Consider the following 15,199-nt stretch of genomic DNA (forward strand, 5'->3'; position numbering starts at 1 on the left):
CAAGCCGGGCATGTTCCTGCCCGTGTATCCCAGAAAAATGACGAAACGATTGCCGGTGCTCAGTGGAAGCGGCCGATACGGCTCAGATCACCGAAGTTCATCCAGACAAAGAATGCCTTGCCCACGATGTTCTGGTCCGGCACAAAGCCCCAGTAGCGCGAGTCCAGCGAGTTGTCGCGGTTGTCGCCCATCATGAAGTAATAGCCTTCGGGCACCTTGCAGGTCACGCCTTCAACGCTGTAGCGGCAGTTTTCCTTGTACTCGAAGTTGCTCGCGCCCTGAATGAAGGCCGGCACATCGTTGTTGACGATGGCACGGTGCGGGTGCTCGCCCAGGGTTTCCTCAAACTGCTTGAAGTAGCGCATCACGTCGCGATCCAGGAAGTCCGGCAGATCGCGCACGGGCAGTTCCTTGCCGTTGATGCTCAGGCGCTTGTTGATATAGGCCACTTCATCACCGGGCACGCCCACCACACGCTTGATGTAGTCCAGCGTGGGCTGGGGTGGGTAGCGGAACACCATCACATCGCCACGCTGTGGCTTGTTGCCTTCGGTGATCTTCTTGTTGATCACGGGCAGACGGATGCCGTAGGTGAACTTGTTGACCAGGATCAGGTCGCCCACCATCAGCGTCGGAATCATGGAGCCGGAGGGAATCTTGAACGGCTCGAACAGGAAGGACCGCAGCACGAATACGATGGCGATCACCGGGAACAGACCGGCAGTCCAGTCCAGCCACCAGGGTTGCATGAGAATGCGACCTTTGGCGTCGTCGGAGACTTCGATGTCAGTCTTGGCGATGCCCATGCGGTCCAGCTCGGCGCGACGCTCGACGGCAGCCTGCTCCAGCGCGGCCGCAGCCGCTCGGCGCCGGGGCCAGAAGTAAAAGCGCTCGGCCAGCCAGTACACACCGGTCACCACGGTTGCCAGAAACAGCAGCAATGCGAAGTTGCCTTCGATGGAGCCGGTGTACCAGGCCGCGATATAGCCTACAAAGGCCGCCAGGATGGCGGCCGTGATCCACTGCATGACTTGCATCAATCCTCCACTTGCAGAATGGCCAGAAAGGCTTCCTGCGGCACTTCTACCGAACCGATCTGCTTCATACGCTTCTTGCCGGCCTTCTGCTTTTCGAGCAGCTTGCGCTTACGCGTGATGTCGCCGCCGTAGCACTTGGCCAGCACGTTCTTGCGCATGGCCTTGACGGTTTCACGCGCAATGATGTTGGCGCCGATGGCGGCCTGAATGGCCACATCGAACATCTGACGGCTGATGATCTCGCGCATCTTCGCCACCACGGCACGGCCGCGATATACGGACTGCGAGCGGTGCACGATGATGGACAGGGCGTCGACCTTCTCGCCGTTGAGCAGGATATCGACCTTCACCACGTCGGATGCGCGGTATTCCTTGAACTCGTAGTCCATGGAGGCATAGCCGCGCGAGACGCTCTTGAGCTTGTCGAAGAAGTCCAGCACGATTTCGCCCAGCGGCATCTCGTAGGTCAGCATGACCTGACGACCGTGGTACTGCATATTCATCTGCACGCCACGCTTCTGGTTGGCCAGCGTCATCACCGGACCCACATAGTCTTGCGGCATGTAGAGGTGCACGGTCACGATGGGCTCGCGGATCTCCTGGATGCGGCCGATATCGGGCATCTTGGAGGGGTTCTCCACGTCGATCAGCTCGCCATCGCCCTTGATCACCTGGTAGACCACGCTGGGAGCCGTGGTGATCAGATCCTGGTCGAATTCGCGCTCCAGTCGCTCCTGCACGATTTCCATGTGCAGCAGACCCAGGAAGCCGCAGCGGAAGCCAAAGCCCAGCGCCTGCGAGACCTCGGGCTCGAACTGCAGCGCCGCATCATTGAGCTGCAGCTTTTCCAGCGCATCACGCAACTGGTCGTATTCAGACGCTTCTGTGGGGTACAGACCCGCGAAAACCTGGGGTTTGACTTCCTTGAAGCCCGGCAGAGGCTTCTCGGCAGGACCCAGGTTGTTGGGCAGCTTCTTTTCCAGCGTGATGGTGTCACCGACCTTGGCGGCCTTCAACTCCTTGATGCCGGCGATAATGTAGCCCACCTCGCCGGCCTTGAGCGCATCGCGCGGCTGGTTGGCAGGAGTGAACACGCCGATGTTGTTGGCTTCATAGGCAGCGCCGCTGGCCATCATCTTGAAGCGCTCATTCTTCTTGAGCTCGCCATCCACCACGCGCACCAGCATCACGACGCCCACATAGGGGTCGAACCAGCTGTCCACGATCATGGCGCGCAGAGGCCCATCGGGATTGCCCTTGGGAGCCGGCACCTTGGCCACGATGGCTTCCAGAATCTCGTCGATGCCCATGCCGGTCTTGGCCGAACAGGGAATGGCGTCGCTGGCATCGATACCGATCACATCCTCGATCTCGGCCTTGGCATTCTCGGGGTCGGCCTGAGGCAGGTCCATCTTGTTGAGGACGGCGAACACCTCCACGCCCAGGTCAAGCGCGGTGTAGCAATTGGCCACGGTCTGGGCTTCCACGCCCTGAGAGGCATCGACCACCAGCAGACCGCCTTCACAGGCCGACAGCGAGCGCGAGACTTCGTAGGAGAAGTCCACGTGGCCGGGGGTGTCGATCAGGTTCAGGTTGTAGACCTGCCCGTCCTTGGCCTTGTATTGCAGGGCCGCAGTCTGGGCCTTGATGGTGATGCCGCGCTCTTTCTCGATGTCCATCGAGTCCAGCACCTGGGCTTCCATATCGCGGTCGGCGAGGCCTCCGCAGCGCTGGATCAGGCGGTCCGCCAGCGTGGACTTGCCATGGTCGATATGCGCAATGATGGAGAAATTACGGATGTGATTCATCAACGAGAAAGACAGCTTGGAATTGAAAAAAGTGGCCTGCAGCAGCAAGAAAAAAGGGCGCGTCCCTCAAGCGGCGCGCCCTTAACCAACAATCTCTGGCAACTGCGATAGTTGGGACTTTATTGTAGGCAAAACTGGCCGCAAACCAAGACCCAGCAAGGCTTGACAAGTTCCGGTTTGTGATTTTCAAATTCATTTATCAACAAATTATCCACAGACCGGAAAACGCCGTTTAGCCATCAGTAGCAGGAGATTGCAAAGGCTTTTGCACCGCTTGAAAACCGCTTGTCAGCGTGATTTTTTGCGTCCAACCACCATGCATTTGCGTGGGATTCTACCCAATGGCATAGGGGCACTGGCGGGCTGAGGGCTTGTTGTCATTTCAGATCGCGAAATGACAACAAGCTCTTGCCGGTTTTTCTGCACCCTTATTTGGCAGGGCGAATGAGCACATATTGCGCCCAGTCACCCCGGCGCACCAGCACATTCACGGGTTTGGACTTGTCGGCCTTGGCCCAGGCTGCCTCGAAGCTCTTGAGATCGGAGACTTCGACATTGGCCAGTTGCAGGATCACATCGCCCTCGCGCAGGCCGGCACGGGCTGCGGCATCCACCGCAGCCGACACGCGCACGCCGCCCTTGATGGCCAGCTCCTTCTTCTGCGCAGCCGTCAGCTCGCTCAGCGTCAGGCCCAGAGCCTTGTTATCCAGCGTGCCGGCGGGAGGAGTCTTGCCTGCCCCACCGCTGCCGGCCTTGGCCTTGGCAGATTCGTCGGAAGGCACTTCGGCAATCACCATGCTCAGCTCCTTGAGCTTGCCGCGGCGCAGCACGGTAATGTTGCTCTTGGTGCCGGGCTTGGTATTGCCCACGAGACGCGGCAGATCGGAGACCTTCTCGATGGCCTTGCCATCGAACTTGGTGATCACGTCGCCCGCCTCCACACCGGCCTTGGCCGCAGGAGAGTCCGGCTCGACAGCCGACACCAGTGCGCCCTCGGGCTTGCCAAGGCCGATGGACTCGGCCACATCCTTGGTCACAGGGCCAATCTGCACGCCGATACGGCCACGCGTGACCTTGCCGGTGGCACGCAGCTGATCGCTGACACGGGTCGCTTCATCCACGGGAATCGCAAAGCTGATGCCCATGAAGCCGCCCGAGCGGGAGTAGATCTGGCTGTTGATCCCCACCACCTCGCCCCGCATATTGATCAGCGGGCCACCCGAGTTGCCGGGGTTGATGGCCACATCGGTCTGGATAAAGGGCAGATAGTCGCCGGTATCGCGCTGCTTGGCCGAGACAATGCCGGCCGTCACCGAGTTTTCGAGTCCGAAGGGAGAGCCAATCGCCATGACCCACTCGCCCACTCGCAGCTTGCTCACATCACCGATCTTGACAGCGGGAAGGCCTTTGGCATCGATCTTGACCACAGCCACATCGGTGCGCTTGTCCGCACCGACTATCTTTGCCTTGAACTCGCGCTTGTCGGTCAGCGTGACGATGACCTCATCGGCGCCATCGACCACATGGGCATTGGTCATCACATAGCCATCGGCAGTGAGGATGAAGCCCGAACCCACGCCACGCGGCTGCTCTTCCTCGGACTGACCGCCCTTGGGCGAGCGCTGACGCGGCACATTGGGCACGGGCAGGCCGAAGCGACGGAAGAACTCCAGCATGTCTTCATCCATGCCCAGAGCTTCGGCGCTGTTATTGGAGACCTTCTCCAGCGTACGGATGTTGACCACCGAAGGGCCGACCTGATCGACCAGATCCGTGAAATCCGGCAGCCCGCGCGCCGTTGCAGCACTTTGGGCATGAGCGGCGGTGACCGGCAGCATGGCTCCTGTGGCCAGGGCCGCGACTGCCATGGCGCTGGCCAGGGCTGTAGCCGAAACACGGGACTTGAGCGTCATCCGGGCAGGTGTGCGCATCGTTTCTATTCCTTGTTCGAATCGTCTGACACAAGCGGTCGTGAAATCAGACCCATGAGAGAAAGCGGGTAGGAGCGTCGAATGTTCATTCTGGCAAAAGCCGGCATCGGCCGAAAGTGCCCTGCCCCATCGAATTGACCGCAGATGACACAACATCTGCGGTCGACTGTATTGAAATCAATAGCAGCTTGCGTAGTCCGCACAAGACTCAAGGTCTGAAAACCATGAGCCCAGGCTGAGGACGGCCATGCCCCGGAACATCAATGGCGGGTAGCTGTGGCAAAGCTTGCATTGCGCAGGAAGCTGGCCGGCATCTGCAGATTCGGTGCGCTGCTTTGCTGAGGGTGCGAAGCCAGCAATTCGTCCAGGCGCGGATCACGCAGCATCACGGTCTGGCCGTTGGGGCCCGCAACTGCCACCACGGTGGACGACTGGGCTTCCGAGCTCAGCGGCATGACCGCTTCCTCAGCGCCGGAGACCGGCTGGCTCAAACCCAGCGATGCGGCGGGCGCGGCAGCCACGACGACACTCGGGCTCAGAGCCGCAAGCTGAGCGCCACCCTGGCGACCGTACAGGCCGCCCGAGCCCGCGAGCATCGCCCCCCATCCCACAGCGGCCACGGCGGCTACCGAAGCAAAGCCGGCTGCCATTTTCCAGCGAAAGACCGATGCATTGGCCGCCTGACGAGCAGGAAGACTGACCACGGTTGCGCCATTGCCCAGCGCCCGCTCGCGCTCCTCTGCAGCAGTGATCTGCTCCAGACTGCCCAGGCCCAGTGAGCTGGCCGCATCTGCGCTCACACCGGGCAGATGAATGCCACGGATAGGCTCGCGCTCCATATGGGCGCGCACGCCGCTCAAAATATCGTGCTGACTGTGATGGGCCAGCTCGGGAGAACGCAGCACATCGCCAATCAGGTGATACATGGCCCAGGACTGCTGGCCTTCGTCGCTTTCCGCATAGGAAAGCACGGCCTGCATCTGGACCGAAGAAGCCTCGCCATCCACCAGGGCCGACAACTGTTCCTGCTTGATCAGATCGTCATTCATGAAGTTCACCTGCTCGTCTTGCCTGTACTACCAACGCTTTCCGCCCTGGCGCTCCAGCAGGGGCTTGACCCTGGCCGAGATCGCCTCGCGTGCCCGAAAGATGCGCGAGCGCACCGTGCCTATGGGACAGTCCATCGCCTGGGCGATTTCCTCATAACTGAGCCCTTCGATTTCGCGCAGCGTGACCGCCTGGCGCAAATCCTCGGGCAAAGCTTCCATGGCGGCATTGACGGCTTCGGCAATTTCACGCGCCGCCAATACTGTTTCCGGGGTTTCCTGAGTCGTTAGTTCCTGTCTGTGAACAGAAGTTTCATCCTCATCGTCCCCAGTGTGTAACGCGCTCTCGGTCATCACCGGCGAGCGATGCATTTCCATCAAGGCCTTCTTGGCCGTGTTGACGGCGATGCGGTACAGCCAGGTATAGAACTGGGCCTCGCCGCGAAACTGGTGCAAGGCCTTGTAGGCGCGGATGAAGGTTTCCTGCGTGATGTCAGGCACCAGATCGACATCGCGCACCATGCGGCCCACCAGACGTTCGATGCGACGCTGGTATTTGATGACCAGCAGCTCAAAAGCCCGTGTGTCGCCAGCATTGGCTCGTTCAACCAGAGCCAGATCGCTGTCGGCAGAGGGAGTGGGGAAGTCGGGTGGTGTCATGAAAGGCCAAGCGGCGTGCTGCCATAACCGGCGAAGGCCTAGCCTTGCTCTGCCAGCGGCACGATGGAGGAATATACCGCACGCCGCAAGTCTCCCCATTGCTCGGGGCTGTGTCGTTGAGACAGGAAAATCCATAGCACTCTGCGCCTGCCGCCCTTGGCCCTGAGCACCACGACATCCGCAACGCTGAGCCAAAGCCAGTGGCCACCATCAAGCCCCACTCCCAGCCGCACAGGCAATGACTGTGCGGTTGACAGGTTTTTGGCCTCCAGCGACCAATGCCCACCATTCCAGAGCAGGCGTCCTTGGGGCCAGTTCCTCCACTGCGCACAAAGCAGCGCCGCGGCCAACGTCAGAGCCGCTAGGGTCAGCAGCAACTGCAGACCGTTCCCCCCGGCCTGCAGGCACCAGGCCAGCAGGACCGTCAACAGGCCTGCCCCGATCAACAGCAGCCCCCCGGCGGCCCAGACTGATCGCTCGAAGACGTAGGCAACTGCGGGGGCATGGTAGCGAGCGCTCATGGGCAGACCATGTGCGAAAAACCGGCTGCCGCAAAGCTAGGGAAAGCACGATCAAGCCCCACATAAAACAAAACCCGCAAGGCCTGGGCCTATGCGGGCTTGTGCAGAAGCAGCTAGCAGCGACTTAGACGCGCTTGAAAACCAGCGTGCCATTGGTGCCGCCGAAACCGAAGTTGTTCTTCACGGCAACTTCCAGCTTGGCGTCACGCGCCGTGTTGGCGCAATAGTCCAGATCGCACTCGGGATCCTGGTTGATCAGGTTGATGGTCGGAGGAATCTTCTGGTCGTGCAGCGCCATCACGGTGAAAACGCTCTCGATGCCACCCGCGCCACCCAGCAGGTGACCCGTCATGGACTTGGTCGAGCTGACCACCAGATTCTTCTTCGCAAACTCGCCCATGGCCGCCTTGATGGCATTGGACTCGTTCGCATCGCCCAGCGGCGTGGACGTGCCATGCGCATTCAGGTAATTGACCTGATCCTGGTTCACACCGGCATTGCGCAAGGCATTGAGCATGGCGCGGCGGGGGCCGTCCATGTTGGGAGCCGTCATGTGACCGGCATCGGCACTCATGCCAAAGCCTGCCAGCTCCGCGTAAATCTTGGCGCCACGGGCCTTGGCGTGTTCGTACTCTTCGAGCACCAGCACACCGGCACCTTCACCGAGTACAAAGCCGTCACGGTCCTTGTCCCAGGGGCGCGAGGCAGCCTTGGGGTCATCGTTACGCGTGGACAGCGCACGCATGGCAGCAAAGCCGCCAACACCCAGAGGCGAGACAGTGGCTTCCGTGCCACCGGCCACGACGATGTCTGCATCGCCGTATTCGATCATGCGTCCGGCTTCGCCGATGCAATGCAGACCTGTGGTACAGGCTGTAACGATCGACAGATTCGGCCCCTTGAAGCCAAATCGCATGGACACATGCCCTGCCACCATATTGATGATGGAAGCAGGCACGAAGAACGGCGTGATGCGGCGAGGACCGCGGGCAGCCAGTTCTGCGTGAGTGTTCTCGATCAGCGGCAGGCCGCCAATGCCCGAGCCGATCACGCAGGCAATGCGTGTGGCAAGGTCTTCGGACAGGGCTTCACCTGTGGGCAGGCCTGCGTCCAGAACGGCTTGCTCCGCAGCCGCGATGCCGTAATGAATGAAGGTATCCATGGAGCGCGCATCTTTGGCGCTCATGTACTTCTCCACATCAAATCCCTTGACCTCACCCGCAATCTTGCAGGAGAAGTTCGACGCATCGAACTTGGTGATGAGGTCAATACCGGACTGGCCGGCCAAAAGATTGGTCCAGGCTTCGCCCACCGTGTTACCCACGGGGGAGATGCAGCCCAGACCGGTCACGACAACGCGACGACGGCTCATGCGTTCAAACCTTTAACTGATCGCTGAAAAAAGACCTTAGGCCTTTTGGTGGGTATTGGCGTAGTCGATGGCGTTTTGCACCGTCGTGATCTTCTCTGCGTCTTCGTCAGGGATCTCGATGCCGAATTCATCTTCCAGGGCCATCACCAGTTCCACTGTGTCCAGGGAGTCAGCGCCCAGGTCAGCCACGAAGGCCTTTTCGTTGGTCACTTGGGACTCTTCAACGCCGAGTTGTTCAGCAATGATTTTTTTGACACGTGCTTCGATATCGCTCATGGTTTCCCTCAGGGGGTTGTGAATGAACCCGCGATTCTAGCCGTTTCGGGAGAAGCCCCTTGGCGGCTGGCCGTCGCGAGGAAACGGCCACTGAACTTGCAAAAATGTTCAGCCTCTGGCAGCAGTTGTGGCAAACACCACGCAAGCTGCCGAAATCTCTTACATGTACATGCCGCCGTTGACGTGCAACTCCTGCCCCGTCACATAGCCGGCACCGGCAGAGGCCAGATAGGCCACGGCATGCGCGATGTCGCTGGGTTGACCCAGATCGCCCATGGCGATCTGCGCCTTGAGCGCAGCCTTCTGCGCCTCTGGCAGGTCTGCCGTCATGTCCGTGGCGATGAAGCCGGGAGCCACGCAGTTCACGGTGATGCCGCGGCTGCCCAGTTCCTTGGCCAGAGCACGGGTCATGCCCGCCACGCCAGCCTTGGCTGCAGCGTAGTTGGCCTGACCAGCATTGCCCGAGGCACCGACCACGCTGGTGATGCTGATGATGCGACCGAAGCGCTGCTTCATCATGGGGCGAATAGCCGCACGACTGACTCGGAAAACGGCCTTCAGATTGGTGTCGGTGACGGCGTCCCAGTCGTCATCCTTCATGCGCATCGCCAGGGTGTCGCGCGTGATGCCCGCATTGTTGACCAGCACATGCAGGCCGCCGTCGTTCTTGACGATGGAGTCGATCAGGGCATCCACGGCAGCGCCGTCGGTCACGTTCAGCGTGACACCGCGGCCGCCGAAGGCGGACAGCGCCTGGCTGATCTTTTCAGCACCGGCATCCGAGGTGGCCGTGCCGATCACTTGATAGCCCTTGGAGGCCAGCTCCTGCGCAATGGCGGCACCAATGCCACGAGTGGCTCCGGTGACCAGGGCAACCTGGGGCTTGGTCTGGTTATCAGTCATGCGAGCAATTCTTTCACGTCAGCCAGGGTGGCTGTATCAAACAAGGGAGCACCCGTCAGGTCGGCGTCAATACGCTTGACCATGCCGGCCAGCACCTTGCCGGGTCCACATTCCACGATATGGGTGACGCCGCGCGCCTTGATGGCCTGAACGCATTCCACCCAGCGCACCGGGCCAAAGGCCTGACGATACAGGGCATCACGAATCGAATCAGCGTCCGTCTGGACGGTGACGTCGATATTGTTGATGACGGGAATCAAGGGGGTAGCCAGCGTCAGCTCGGCCAGCGCGACCTTGAGCTTTTCTGCAGCGGGCTTCATCAGGCTGGAGTGGAAAGGTGCGGACACGGGCAGAGGCAGGGCGCGCTTGGCACCGGCCGCCTTGACCGCTTCACAGGCTTTTTCCACGGCCAGCTTGCTGCCAGCGATCACGGTCTGACCGGGATCGTTGAAGTTCACGGCTTCCACCACTTCGGCGCCGCCCAACTGAGCCGTCACTTCGGCACAGACTGCCTTGACCTTTTCGGCATCCAGCGCCAGCACAGCCGCCATGCCGCCCGTGCCCACAGGCACGGCATCCTGCATGGCTGCAGCACGCAGACGCACCAGGGGAGCGGCCTGAGCCAGCGTCAGCACGCCGGACGCAACCAGTGCCGAGTACTCACCCAGGGAGTGACCGGCCACGGCATCGGGCAGTGCACCGCCCTCGGCCTGCCAGACGCGCCAGGCCGCCACACCGGCCACCAGCATCACGGGCTGGGTATTGGTGGTCAGAGCCAGCGCTTCCTTGGGGCCTTGCTTGATCAGCAGACCTACATCCTCACCCAGAGCTTCGGAGGCTTCGGCCACGGTCTGAGCCACGACGGGATGATCACCCCAGCCGTCCAGCATGCCTACGGACTGAGAGCCCTGGCCAGGAAATACAAACGCGAATTTCTTCATATTTCTTAGTATAAAAACTGCCTTAAACGCTTATCTAGCTTGCGTTTATAGCTACATCTTGAGGAGCACTGCCCCCCAGGTGAAGCCACCACCCACACCTTCGAGCAGCACGGTCTGGCCTTTTTTGACCTGGCCGCTGCGCACGCCATGATCCAACGCCAGGGGAATCGAGGCAGCCGAGGTGTTGCCATGCTGATCGACGGTCACCACCACCTTGTCCATGGACAGCTTGAGCTTGCGCGCCGTGCTTTGCATGATGCGGATATTGGCCTGGTGCGGAATCAGCCAATCGATGTCGGCATCCGTCAGGCCCGCTTTTTCCAGCGCGGAGCGAGCAGCCTTGTCCAGCACGCTCACTGCCAGCTTGAACACGGCCTGACCGTCCATCTTGAGCAAGGGGTCGCCCAGCACATTGCCACCGGAGACATTACCCGGCACGCAGAGAATGCCGACATGGCTGCCATCAGCATGCAATTCGGTGGACAGGATGCCGGGCTCGTCGGAGGCCTCCAGCACCACGGCGCCGGCGCCATCACCGAACAGCACGCAGGTCGTGCGGTCGTTGAAATCCAGGATGCGGCTGAAGACTTCGGAGCCCACCACCAGCACGCGCTTGGCGGCGCCGGACTGAATCATGGAGTCCGCCACTGTCAAGGCATAGACGAAACCGCTGCACACCGCCTGCACATCAAAGGCAGGGCAACCATTGCTGATGCCCAGCTTGTGCTGAAGGATGGCTGCCGTCGAGGGAAACACCATGTCCGGGGTGGACGTTGCGACAATGATCAGATCGATGTCCGAAGCCTCTATGCCTGCAGCCTCGATGGCCTTGCGACTGGCTTCCAGAGCCAGATCGCTGCTGGTCACATCGGGCTCGGCAAAGTGGCGGGCACGAATGCCGGTGCGCTCGACGATCCATTCGTCCGAGGTTTCCAGGCCACGCTGAGCCAGCTCGGCTGCGAGGTCGTTATTGGTCAGGCGGCGGGGCGGCAGGTAACTGCCGGTGCCGATGATGCGTGCGTAGCGTCTCATGTCTTCTATCAGGGCGCCGAAGTTCCAGATTCCGTCTGCGCTGCCAGCAACAAGGGTGCGGCAGCAGCAATACGGCTGCGGACACGGTCAAGCAGGTTGTTGCGTGCCGCATCATACGCGCGGTTCAAAGCATGCTCGAATGCCATTGCATCGGCCGAGCCATGGCTTTTGAAGACCAGCCCACGCAGGCCCAGCAAGGCAGCGCCGTTGTACCGACGGTGATCGACACGCTTCATCAGCGCAGATAGCACCGGATAGGCAATGATGGCGGCAATCTTGGTGAAGATATTGCGTTTGAACTCTTCCTTGAGAATCCCCGAGATCATCGAGGCAACCCCTTCGGTGGTCTTGAGCGCAACGTTACCAACGAAACCATCGCACACCACAATGTCCACCACACCCTTGAAGGTGTCGTTGCCCTCGACATTGCCGTAGAAGTTGAGATTGCCCGCATCGCCAGCAGCGCGCAGCAACTCGCCGGCGCGCTTGATGACTTCGCTGCCCTTGATCAGCTCTTCTCCGATATTGAGCAGGCCGACGCTGGGCGCCTCGGTGTTCTTGAGCGCCGAGACCAGGGCCGAGCCCATGACCGCAAACTGCAGCAGATGCTCCGCCGTGCAGTCCACATTGGCACCCAGGTCCAGCATGGTGGTGTCGCTGCCCTTGGCATTGGGCAAACCAAAGGCAATGGCAGGACGGTCAATTCCATCCAGAGTCTTGAGCAGATAGCGCGAGATCGCCATCAGCGCTCCGGTATTGCCGGCAGACACTGCAGCCTGAGCCGCGCCATTTTTGACCTGCTGCACAGCCACGCGCATGGACGAGTCCTTTTTCTTGCGCAGGGCTATTTCAACGGGGTCATCCATGCTCACCACTTCCGTGGCGGGGACGACGGTCACACGCTCGTGCTTGAAGCCAGCCAACTCATCGGCCTTGCCGACCAGCAGCAGATGCGCATCGGGGTGTAAATTCAGAAACTGACGACACGCGGCCAGCGTGACGCGGGGGCCATGATCGCCCCCCATGCAGTCAACAGCCAAAGTAATCATGGGCGACTGACAGGTCCAATCGGGTTTGGGGTAATGAACTGGATGGTCCAGGGACCACCACAGGAGTTATCTGCAAAACCAGCCCTGGAATTGTGCAGCAAGGCCAGCCAAGGCTGATTTTGCAAATATCTCCCATAAAAACAAAAGCCTGTTGCTACAAAAAATGTAGCAACAGGCTTTGCGAATGCAGTCGTCGCTTAGGCTTCGGACTTGTTCTTCAGCACTTGACGGCCACGGTACACGCCGTTGGGGCTGATGTGGTGGCGCAGATGTGTTTCGCCGGTAGTGGCTTCAACAGCAATGCCAGGCACATTCAGTGCATTGTGCGAACGGTGCATGCCGCGCTTGGAGGGAGACTTCTTGTTTTGCTGAACAGCCATGATGGCTCCTGTGTATCTTGAAAGGGTTGGTAACACGACCCACACAGCAAGACCGGGCAAAAAACTCTGCCTTTCAACGCACCCACCGAGAGTAAGTGCGCCCTTGTCTGTGCAAGTCCTAAAAAAACGCGATCAGCCCATTAAAGACACGAGGGGGTTTCGCGCGAAGCTCACGATTATAGCGCAAACGCTTTTCGTGGCCTATGCAAAATCAAATCCCCACCGTGCTCCGGGCTGGATCAGTCGGCAGACTTGCCTACATTGAGAGATTGCAGCACGGCAAAAGGGTTCTCCTTTTGCTCATTGGCCTGCTCGAAGGCGTCATCGCTGACCTCCAGCTTGACGGGCACCGGGCAGACCTCATGGCGAGGCACCACCGGCACTTCCATCAGCAGCTCGTCCTCGATCAGCTCCAGCAGATTGAACTCGCTGCTCAGTGCCAGCACATCCTCATCGCTGTCGTCATCTTCCAGTTCTGCCGTCGCCTCGTCCGGAACGAAGCGAAATGACCGATCCACATAAAGGGGAATATCGGCCTCGGTCAGGCAGCGCTGGCAGGTCAGCGGTAAATCCACCTCGGCACTCAGGTGCAGCCACACATGGCCGCTGCCGCCCTTTTGCTCGACCAGCTCGCCTTCGGCTTCCCAGCGCACCAGGGGCTGCTCGCCAGTAATCGCCAGCGCATCCGCCGCCAGACGCTTGAAGTCCGACAATGGTGCCTGACCATGCAGATGACCTGCGGCCTGCGCGAAAGCACGCACGTCCAGCCGGGTCGCAGAAAAATCCTTGCTCATGCAGTCAGTGTAAGAGAATCCCGCAATGCCCGACTTATTGATTGCCGGACGACTTGAGCGTCCATTGATTCTTGGCTCGACCTCGCGCTACCGCCGCGAGCTGCTCAGCCGCCTGCAACTGCCGTTCGAGACGGTGTCTCCCGAAGTGGATGAAACCCCGCACAGCGGCGAAACACCCTACGAGCTGAGCCTGCGTCTGGCCGTGGCCAAGGCACAAGCCGTGGCCCAGCTACACCCCGGCGCCATCGTTATCGGCTCCGACCAAGTGCCCGAGCTCGACGGCCAGCCCCTGTCCAAGCCCGGCACCCACGAGCACGCCACCGAGCAGCTGCGCCAGATGAGCGGCCGCCAGATGAATTTTCACACCGGCGTCTGCGTGAGCTGTGCCGAAGCCGGCTTCATGGAGTCCGGCGTAGTCACGGTGCAAGTGCGCTTTCGTGAACTGAACGACCTCGAGATCGAGCGCTATCTGCGTGCCGAGCAGCCTTATGACTGCGCAGGCTCGGCCAAGAGCGAGGGCCTGGGCATCGCTCTGCTGGATGCCATCGTCAGCGACGACCCCACGGCACTGATAGGCCTGCCGCTGATCCGCACCTGCCAGTTGCTGCGTGCCGCGGGAGTGGTTCTGCCATGAGCGACACATCTAAAAGCAAAGTCGGCACCCTTTACCTGGTGCCTGCTCCACTCGACTTCGGCTGCGAAAGCCAGACCGCGCTGACCGAGGTGCTGCCCGAGGGCACGCTGCGCCGCGCCGCTTCTCTGACTCACTGGATCAGCGAAAACGCCAAGACGACCCGCGCCTATCTCAAGCGCATCGACGCCTTGTTCCCGCTGGCTGCGCCGCTGCAGGCCCAGAACATTGCCGAGCTGCCACGCGAAGCCCACAAAAAAGGCGACCATGGCAACAAAGGCGGCGCCGTCTTCGACCCCAAGCCCCTGTTGGCACCGGCTCTGGCCGGGCTGGACATGGGCTTGATCAGCGAGGCGGGCATGCCCGCCGTGGCCGACCCCGGCAGCTCCGTCGTGCGTGCCGCCCATGATCTGGGCATTCGCGTAATACCGCTGACGGGACCGGTCTCGCTGCTGCTGGGCCTGGCTGCCAGCGGCCTCAACGGCCAGAATTTCGCCTTTGTCGGTTACGTGCCTCAGGATGGCGCCGAGCGCACGGCCCGCATCAAGGAGCTGGAGAGCCTGGCCCTGCGCCAAGGCCAGACCCAGCAGTTCATCGAGACGCCTTACCGCAATGCTGCTCTCTGGCAGGCGCTGTTGCAAACCTTGCAACCCAATACCAGACTGGCCCTGGCCAGCGGATTGACGCTGGAGACGGCACGCATCGAAAGCCATCTGGTGCGCGAATGGCGCCAGCGCAACGCGCCTCCCGACAACCGCACACCGGTGGTGTTTGCCATAGGCCGCTAAGCGCCTGAAATCAAAAAGCCTGCGGCCAAT

At 60.7% G+C, this 15,199-nt stretch carries 16 protein-coding genes; 2 read left to right on the plus strand and 14 right to left on the minus strand.

The annotated features are described in order from the left end of the window. Nucleotides 1-59: 59 nt before the first annotated feature. From lepB to F3J24_RS10840, 14 genes are all read right to left on the minus strand, one after another. The gene (gene lepB / locus F3J24_RS10775; RefSeq protein ID WP_167005763.1) at nt 60-1,037 is read right to left on the minus strand and encodes a signal peptidase I; all 978 of its coding nucleotides are present in this window, start codon (nt 1,035-1,037) and stop codon (nt 60-62) included. Further along, nucleotides 1,037-2,845 (minus strand): translation elongation factor 4, encoded by a 1,809-nt coding sequence (gene lepA / locus F3J24_RS10780; protein WP_167005765.1) that lies wholly within the window; start codon nt 2,843-2,845, stop codon nt 1,037-1,039. Before lepA ends, lepB begins: the two co-directional genes overlap by 1 nt. 428 nt (nt 2,846-3,273) lie before the next feature. Continuing rightward, complete coding sequence (locus F3J24_RS10785; protein ID WP_167005768.1) at nt 3,274-4,776, minus strand: DegQ family serine endoprotease; 1,503 nt, start codon at nt 4,774-4,776, stop codon at nt 3,274-3,276. A gap of 260 nt (nt 4,777-5,036) precedes the next feature. After that, nucleotides 5,037-5,825, minus strand: coding sequence for a sigma-E factor negative regulatory protein (locus tag F3J24_RS10790; RefSeq protein WP_167005770.1), 789 nt, complete (start codon nt 5,823-5,825; stop codon nt 5,037-5,039). 27 nt (nt 5,826-5,852) lie between these two features. Then, nucleotides 5,853-6,482, minus strand: coding sequence for an RNA polymerase sigma factor RpoE (rpoE, locus tag F3J24_RS10795; protein ID WP_003064186.1), 630 nt, complete (start codon nt 6,480-6,482; stop codon nt 5,853-5,855). A gap of 38 nt (nt 6,483-6,520) precedes the next feature. After that, nucleotides 6,521-7,003, minus strand: a complete 483-nt coding sequence (locus F3J24_RS10800; protein ID WP_167005773.1) for a hypothetical protein — start codon at nt 7,001-7,003, stop codon at nt 6,521-6,523. 124 nt (nt 7,004-7,127) lie between these two features. Beyond that, nucleotides 7,128-8,375: a beta-ketoacyl-ACP synthase II gene (fabF, locus tag F3J24_RS10805; protein ID WP_167005775.1), complete on the minus strand. Its 1,248-nt coding sequence runs from the start codon at nt 8,373-8,375 to the stop codon at nt 7,128-7,130. A gap of 36 nt (nt 8,376-8,411) precedes the next feature. After that, complete coding sequence (acpP, locus tag F3J24_RS10810; RefSeq protein ID WP_003058049.1) at nt 8,412-8,651, minus strand: acyl carrier protein; 240 nt, start codon at nt 8,649-8,651, stop codon at nt 8,412-8,414. Between the two features lie 159 nt (nt 8,652-8,810). Next, complete coding sequence (gene fabG / locus F3J24_RS10815; protein WP_003058052.1) at nt 8,811-9,554, minus strand: 3-oxoacyl-ACP reductase FabG; 744 nt, start codon at nt 9,552-9,554, stop codon at nt 8,811-8,813. After that, a complete protein-coding gene (gene fabD, locus F3J24_RS10820; protein ID WP_167005778.1) occupies nt 9,551-10,495 on the minus strand; it encodes an ACP S-malonyltransferase in 945 nt (314 codons plus the stop codon). The genes fabG and fabD overlap by 4 nt, the downstream gene beginning before the upstream one ends. Before the next feature lie 51 nt (nt 10,496-10,546). Next, nucleotides 10,547-11,527, minus strand: coding sequence for a beta-ketoacyl-ACP synthase III (locus tag F3J24_RS10825; RefSeq protein WP_043007685.1), 981 nt, complete (start codon nt 11,525-11,527; stop codon nt 10,547-10,549). 8 nt (nt 11,528-11,535) lie between these two features. Continuing rightward, nucleotides 11,536-12,576 (minus strand): phosphate acyltransferase PlsX, encoded by a 1,041-nt coding sequence (plsX, locus tag F3J24_RS10830; protein ID WP_050872210.1) that lies wholly within the window; start codon nt 12,574-12,576, stop codon nt 11,536-11,538. A gap of 197 nt (nt 12,577-12,773) precedes the next feature. Further along, the gene (rpmF, locus tag F3J24_RS10835; protein WP_003058062.1) at nt 12,774-12,956 is read right to left on the minus strand and encodes a 50S ribosomal protein L32; all 183 of its coding nucleotides are present in this window, start codon (nt 12,954-12,956) and stop codon (nt 12,774-12,776) included. 239 nt (nt 12,957-13,195) lie between these two features. Beyond that, entirely contained in the window at nt 13,196-13,750 is a 555-nt protein-coding gene (locus tag F3J24_RS10840) for a DUF177 domain-containing protein (protein ID WP_114862969.1), read from the minus strand. Nucleotides 13,751-13,775: 25 nt separating this feature from the next. Between F3J24_RS10840 and F3J24_RS10845 the strand changes: the two genes are divergently transcribed. Together F3J24_RS10845 and F3J24_RS10850 are read left to right on the plus strand one after the other, a co-directional pair. Then, nucleotides 13,776-14,384 (plus strand): Maf family nucleotide pyrophosphatase, encoded by a 609-nt coding sequence (locus tag F3J24_RS10845; protein WP_167005780.1) that lies wholly within the window; start codon nt 13,776-13,778, stop codon nt 14,382-14,384. After that, a complete protein-coding gene (locus F3J24_RS10850; protein ID WP_167005783.1) occupies nt 14,381-15,169 on the plus strand; it encodes an SAM-dependent methyltransferase in 789 nt (262 codons plus the stop codon). Before F3J24_RS10845 ends, F3J24_RS10850 begins: the two co-directional genes overlap by 4 nt. The last annotated feature ends 30 nt before the right edge of the window (nt 15,170-15,199 follow it).

It is taken from the genome of Comamonas sp. Tr-654, assembly GCF_011752915.1.
In the GTDB taxonomy this organism is placed as follows: Bacteria; Pseudomonadota; Gammaproteobacteria; order Burkholderiales; family Burkholderiaceae_C; genus Comamonas.

Bases quoted from the DNA above. Each gene is read 5' to 3' on its own strand.
- F3J24_RS10825 (WP_043007685.1), bottom strand. From the start codon at position 11,527: ATGAGACGCTACGCACGCATCATCGGCACCGGCAGTTACCTGCCGCCC.
- rpoE (WP_003064186.1), bottom strand. From the start codon at position 6,482: ATGACACCACCCGACTTCCCCACTCCCTCTGCCGACAGCGATCTGGCT.
- lepA (WP_167005765.1), bottom strand. From the start codon at position 2,845: ATGAATCACATCCGTAATTTCTCCATCATTGCGCATATCGACCATGGC.
- plsX (WP_050872210.1), bottom strand. From the start codon at position 12,576: ATGATTACTTTGGCTGTTGACTGCATGGGGGGCGATCATGGCCCCCGC.
- rpmF (WP_003058062.1), bottom strand. From the start codon at position 12,956: ATGGCTGTTCAGCAAAACAAGAAGTCTCCCTCCAAGCGCGGCATGCAC.
- lepB (WP_167005763.1), bottom strand. From the start codon at position 1,037: ATGCAAGTCATGCAGTGGATCACGGCCGCCATCCTGGCGGCCTTTGTA.
- F3J24_RS10840 (WP_114862969.1), bottom strand. From the start codon at position 13,750: ATGAGCAAGGATTTTTCTGCGACCCGGCTGGACGTGCGTGCTTTCGCG.
- acpP (WP_003058049.1), bottom strand. From the start codon at position 8,651: ATGAGCGATATCGAAGCACGTGTCAAAAAAATCATTGCTGAACAACTC.
- F3J24_RS10845 (WP_167005780.1), top strand. From the start codon at position 13,776: ATGCCCGACTTATTGATTGCCGGACGACTTGAGCGTCCATTGATTCTT.
- fabG (WP_003058052.1), bottom strand. From the start codon at position 9,554: ATGACTGATAACCAGACCAAGCCCCAGGTTGCCCTGGTCACCGGAGCC.
- fabF (WP_167005775.1), bottom strand. From the start codon at position 8,375: ATGAGCCGTCGTCGCGTTGTCGTGACCGGTCTGGGCTGCATCTCCCCC.
- F3J24_RS10850 (WP_167005783.1), top strand. From the start codon at position 14,381: ATGAGCGACACATCTAAAAGCAAAGTCGGCACCCTTTACCTGGTGCCT.
- F3J24_RS10800 (WP_167005773.1), bottom strand. From the start codon at position 7,003: ATGAGCGCTCGCTACCATGCCCCCGCAGTTGCCTACGTCTTCGAGCGA.
- fabD (WP_167005778.1), bottom strand. From the start codon at position 10,495: ATGAAGAAATTCGCGTTTGTATTTCCTGGCCAGGGCTCTCAGTCCGTA.
- F3J24_RS10785 (WP_167005768.1), bottom strand. From the start codon at position 4,776: ATGCGCACACCTGCCCGGATGACGCTCAAGTCCCGTGTTTCGGCTACA.
- F3J24_RS10790 (WP_167005770.1), bottom strand. From the start codon at position 5,825: ATGAATGACGATCTGATCAAGCAGGAACAGTTGTCGGCCCTGGTGGAT.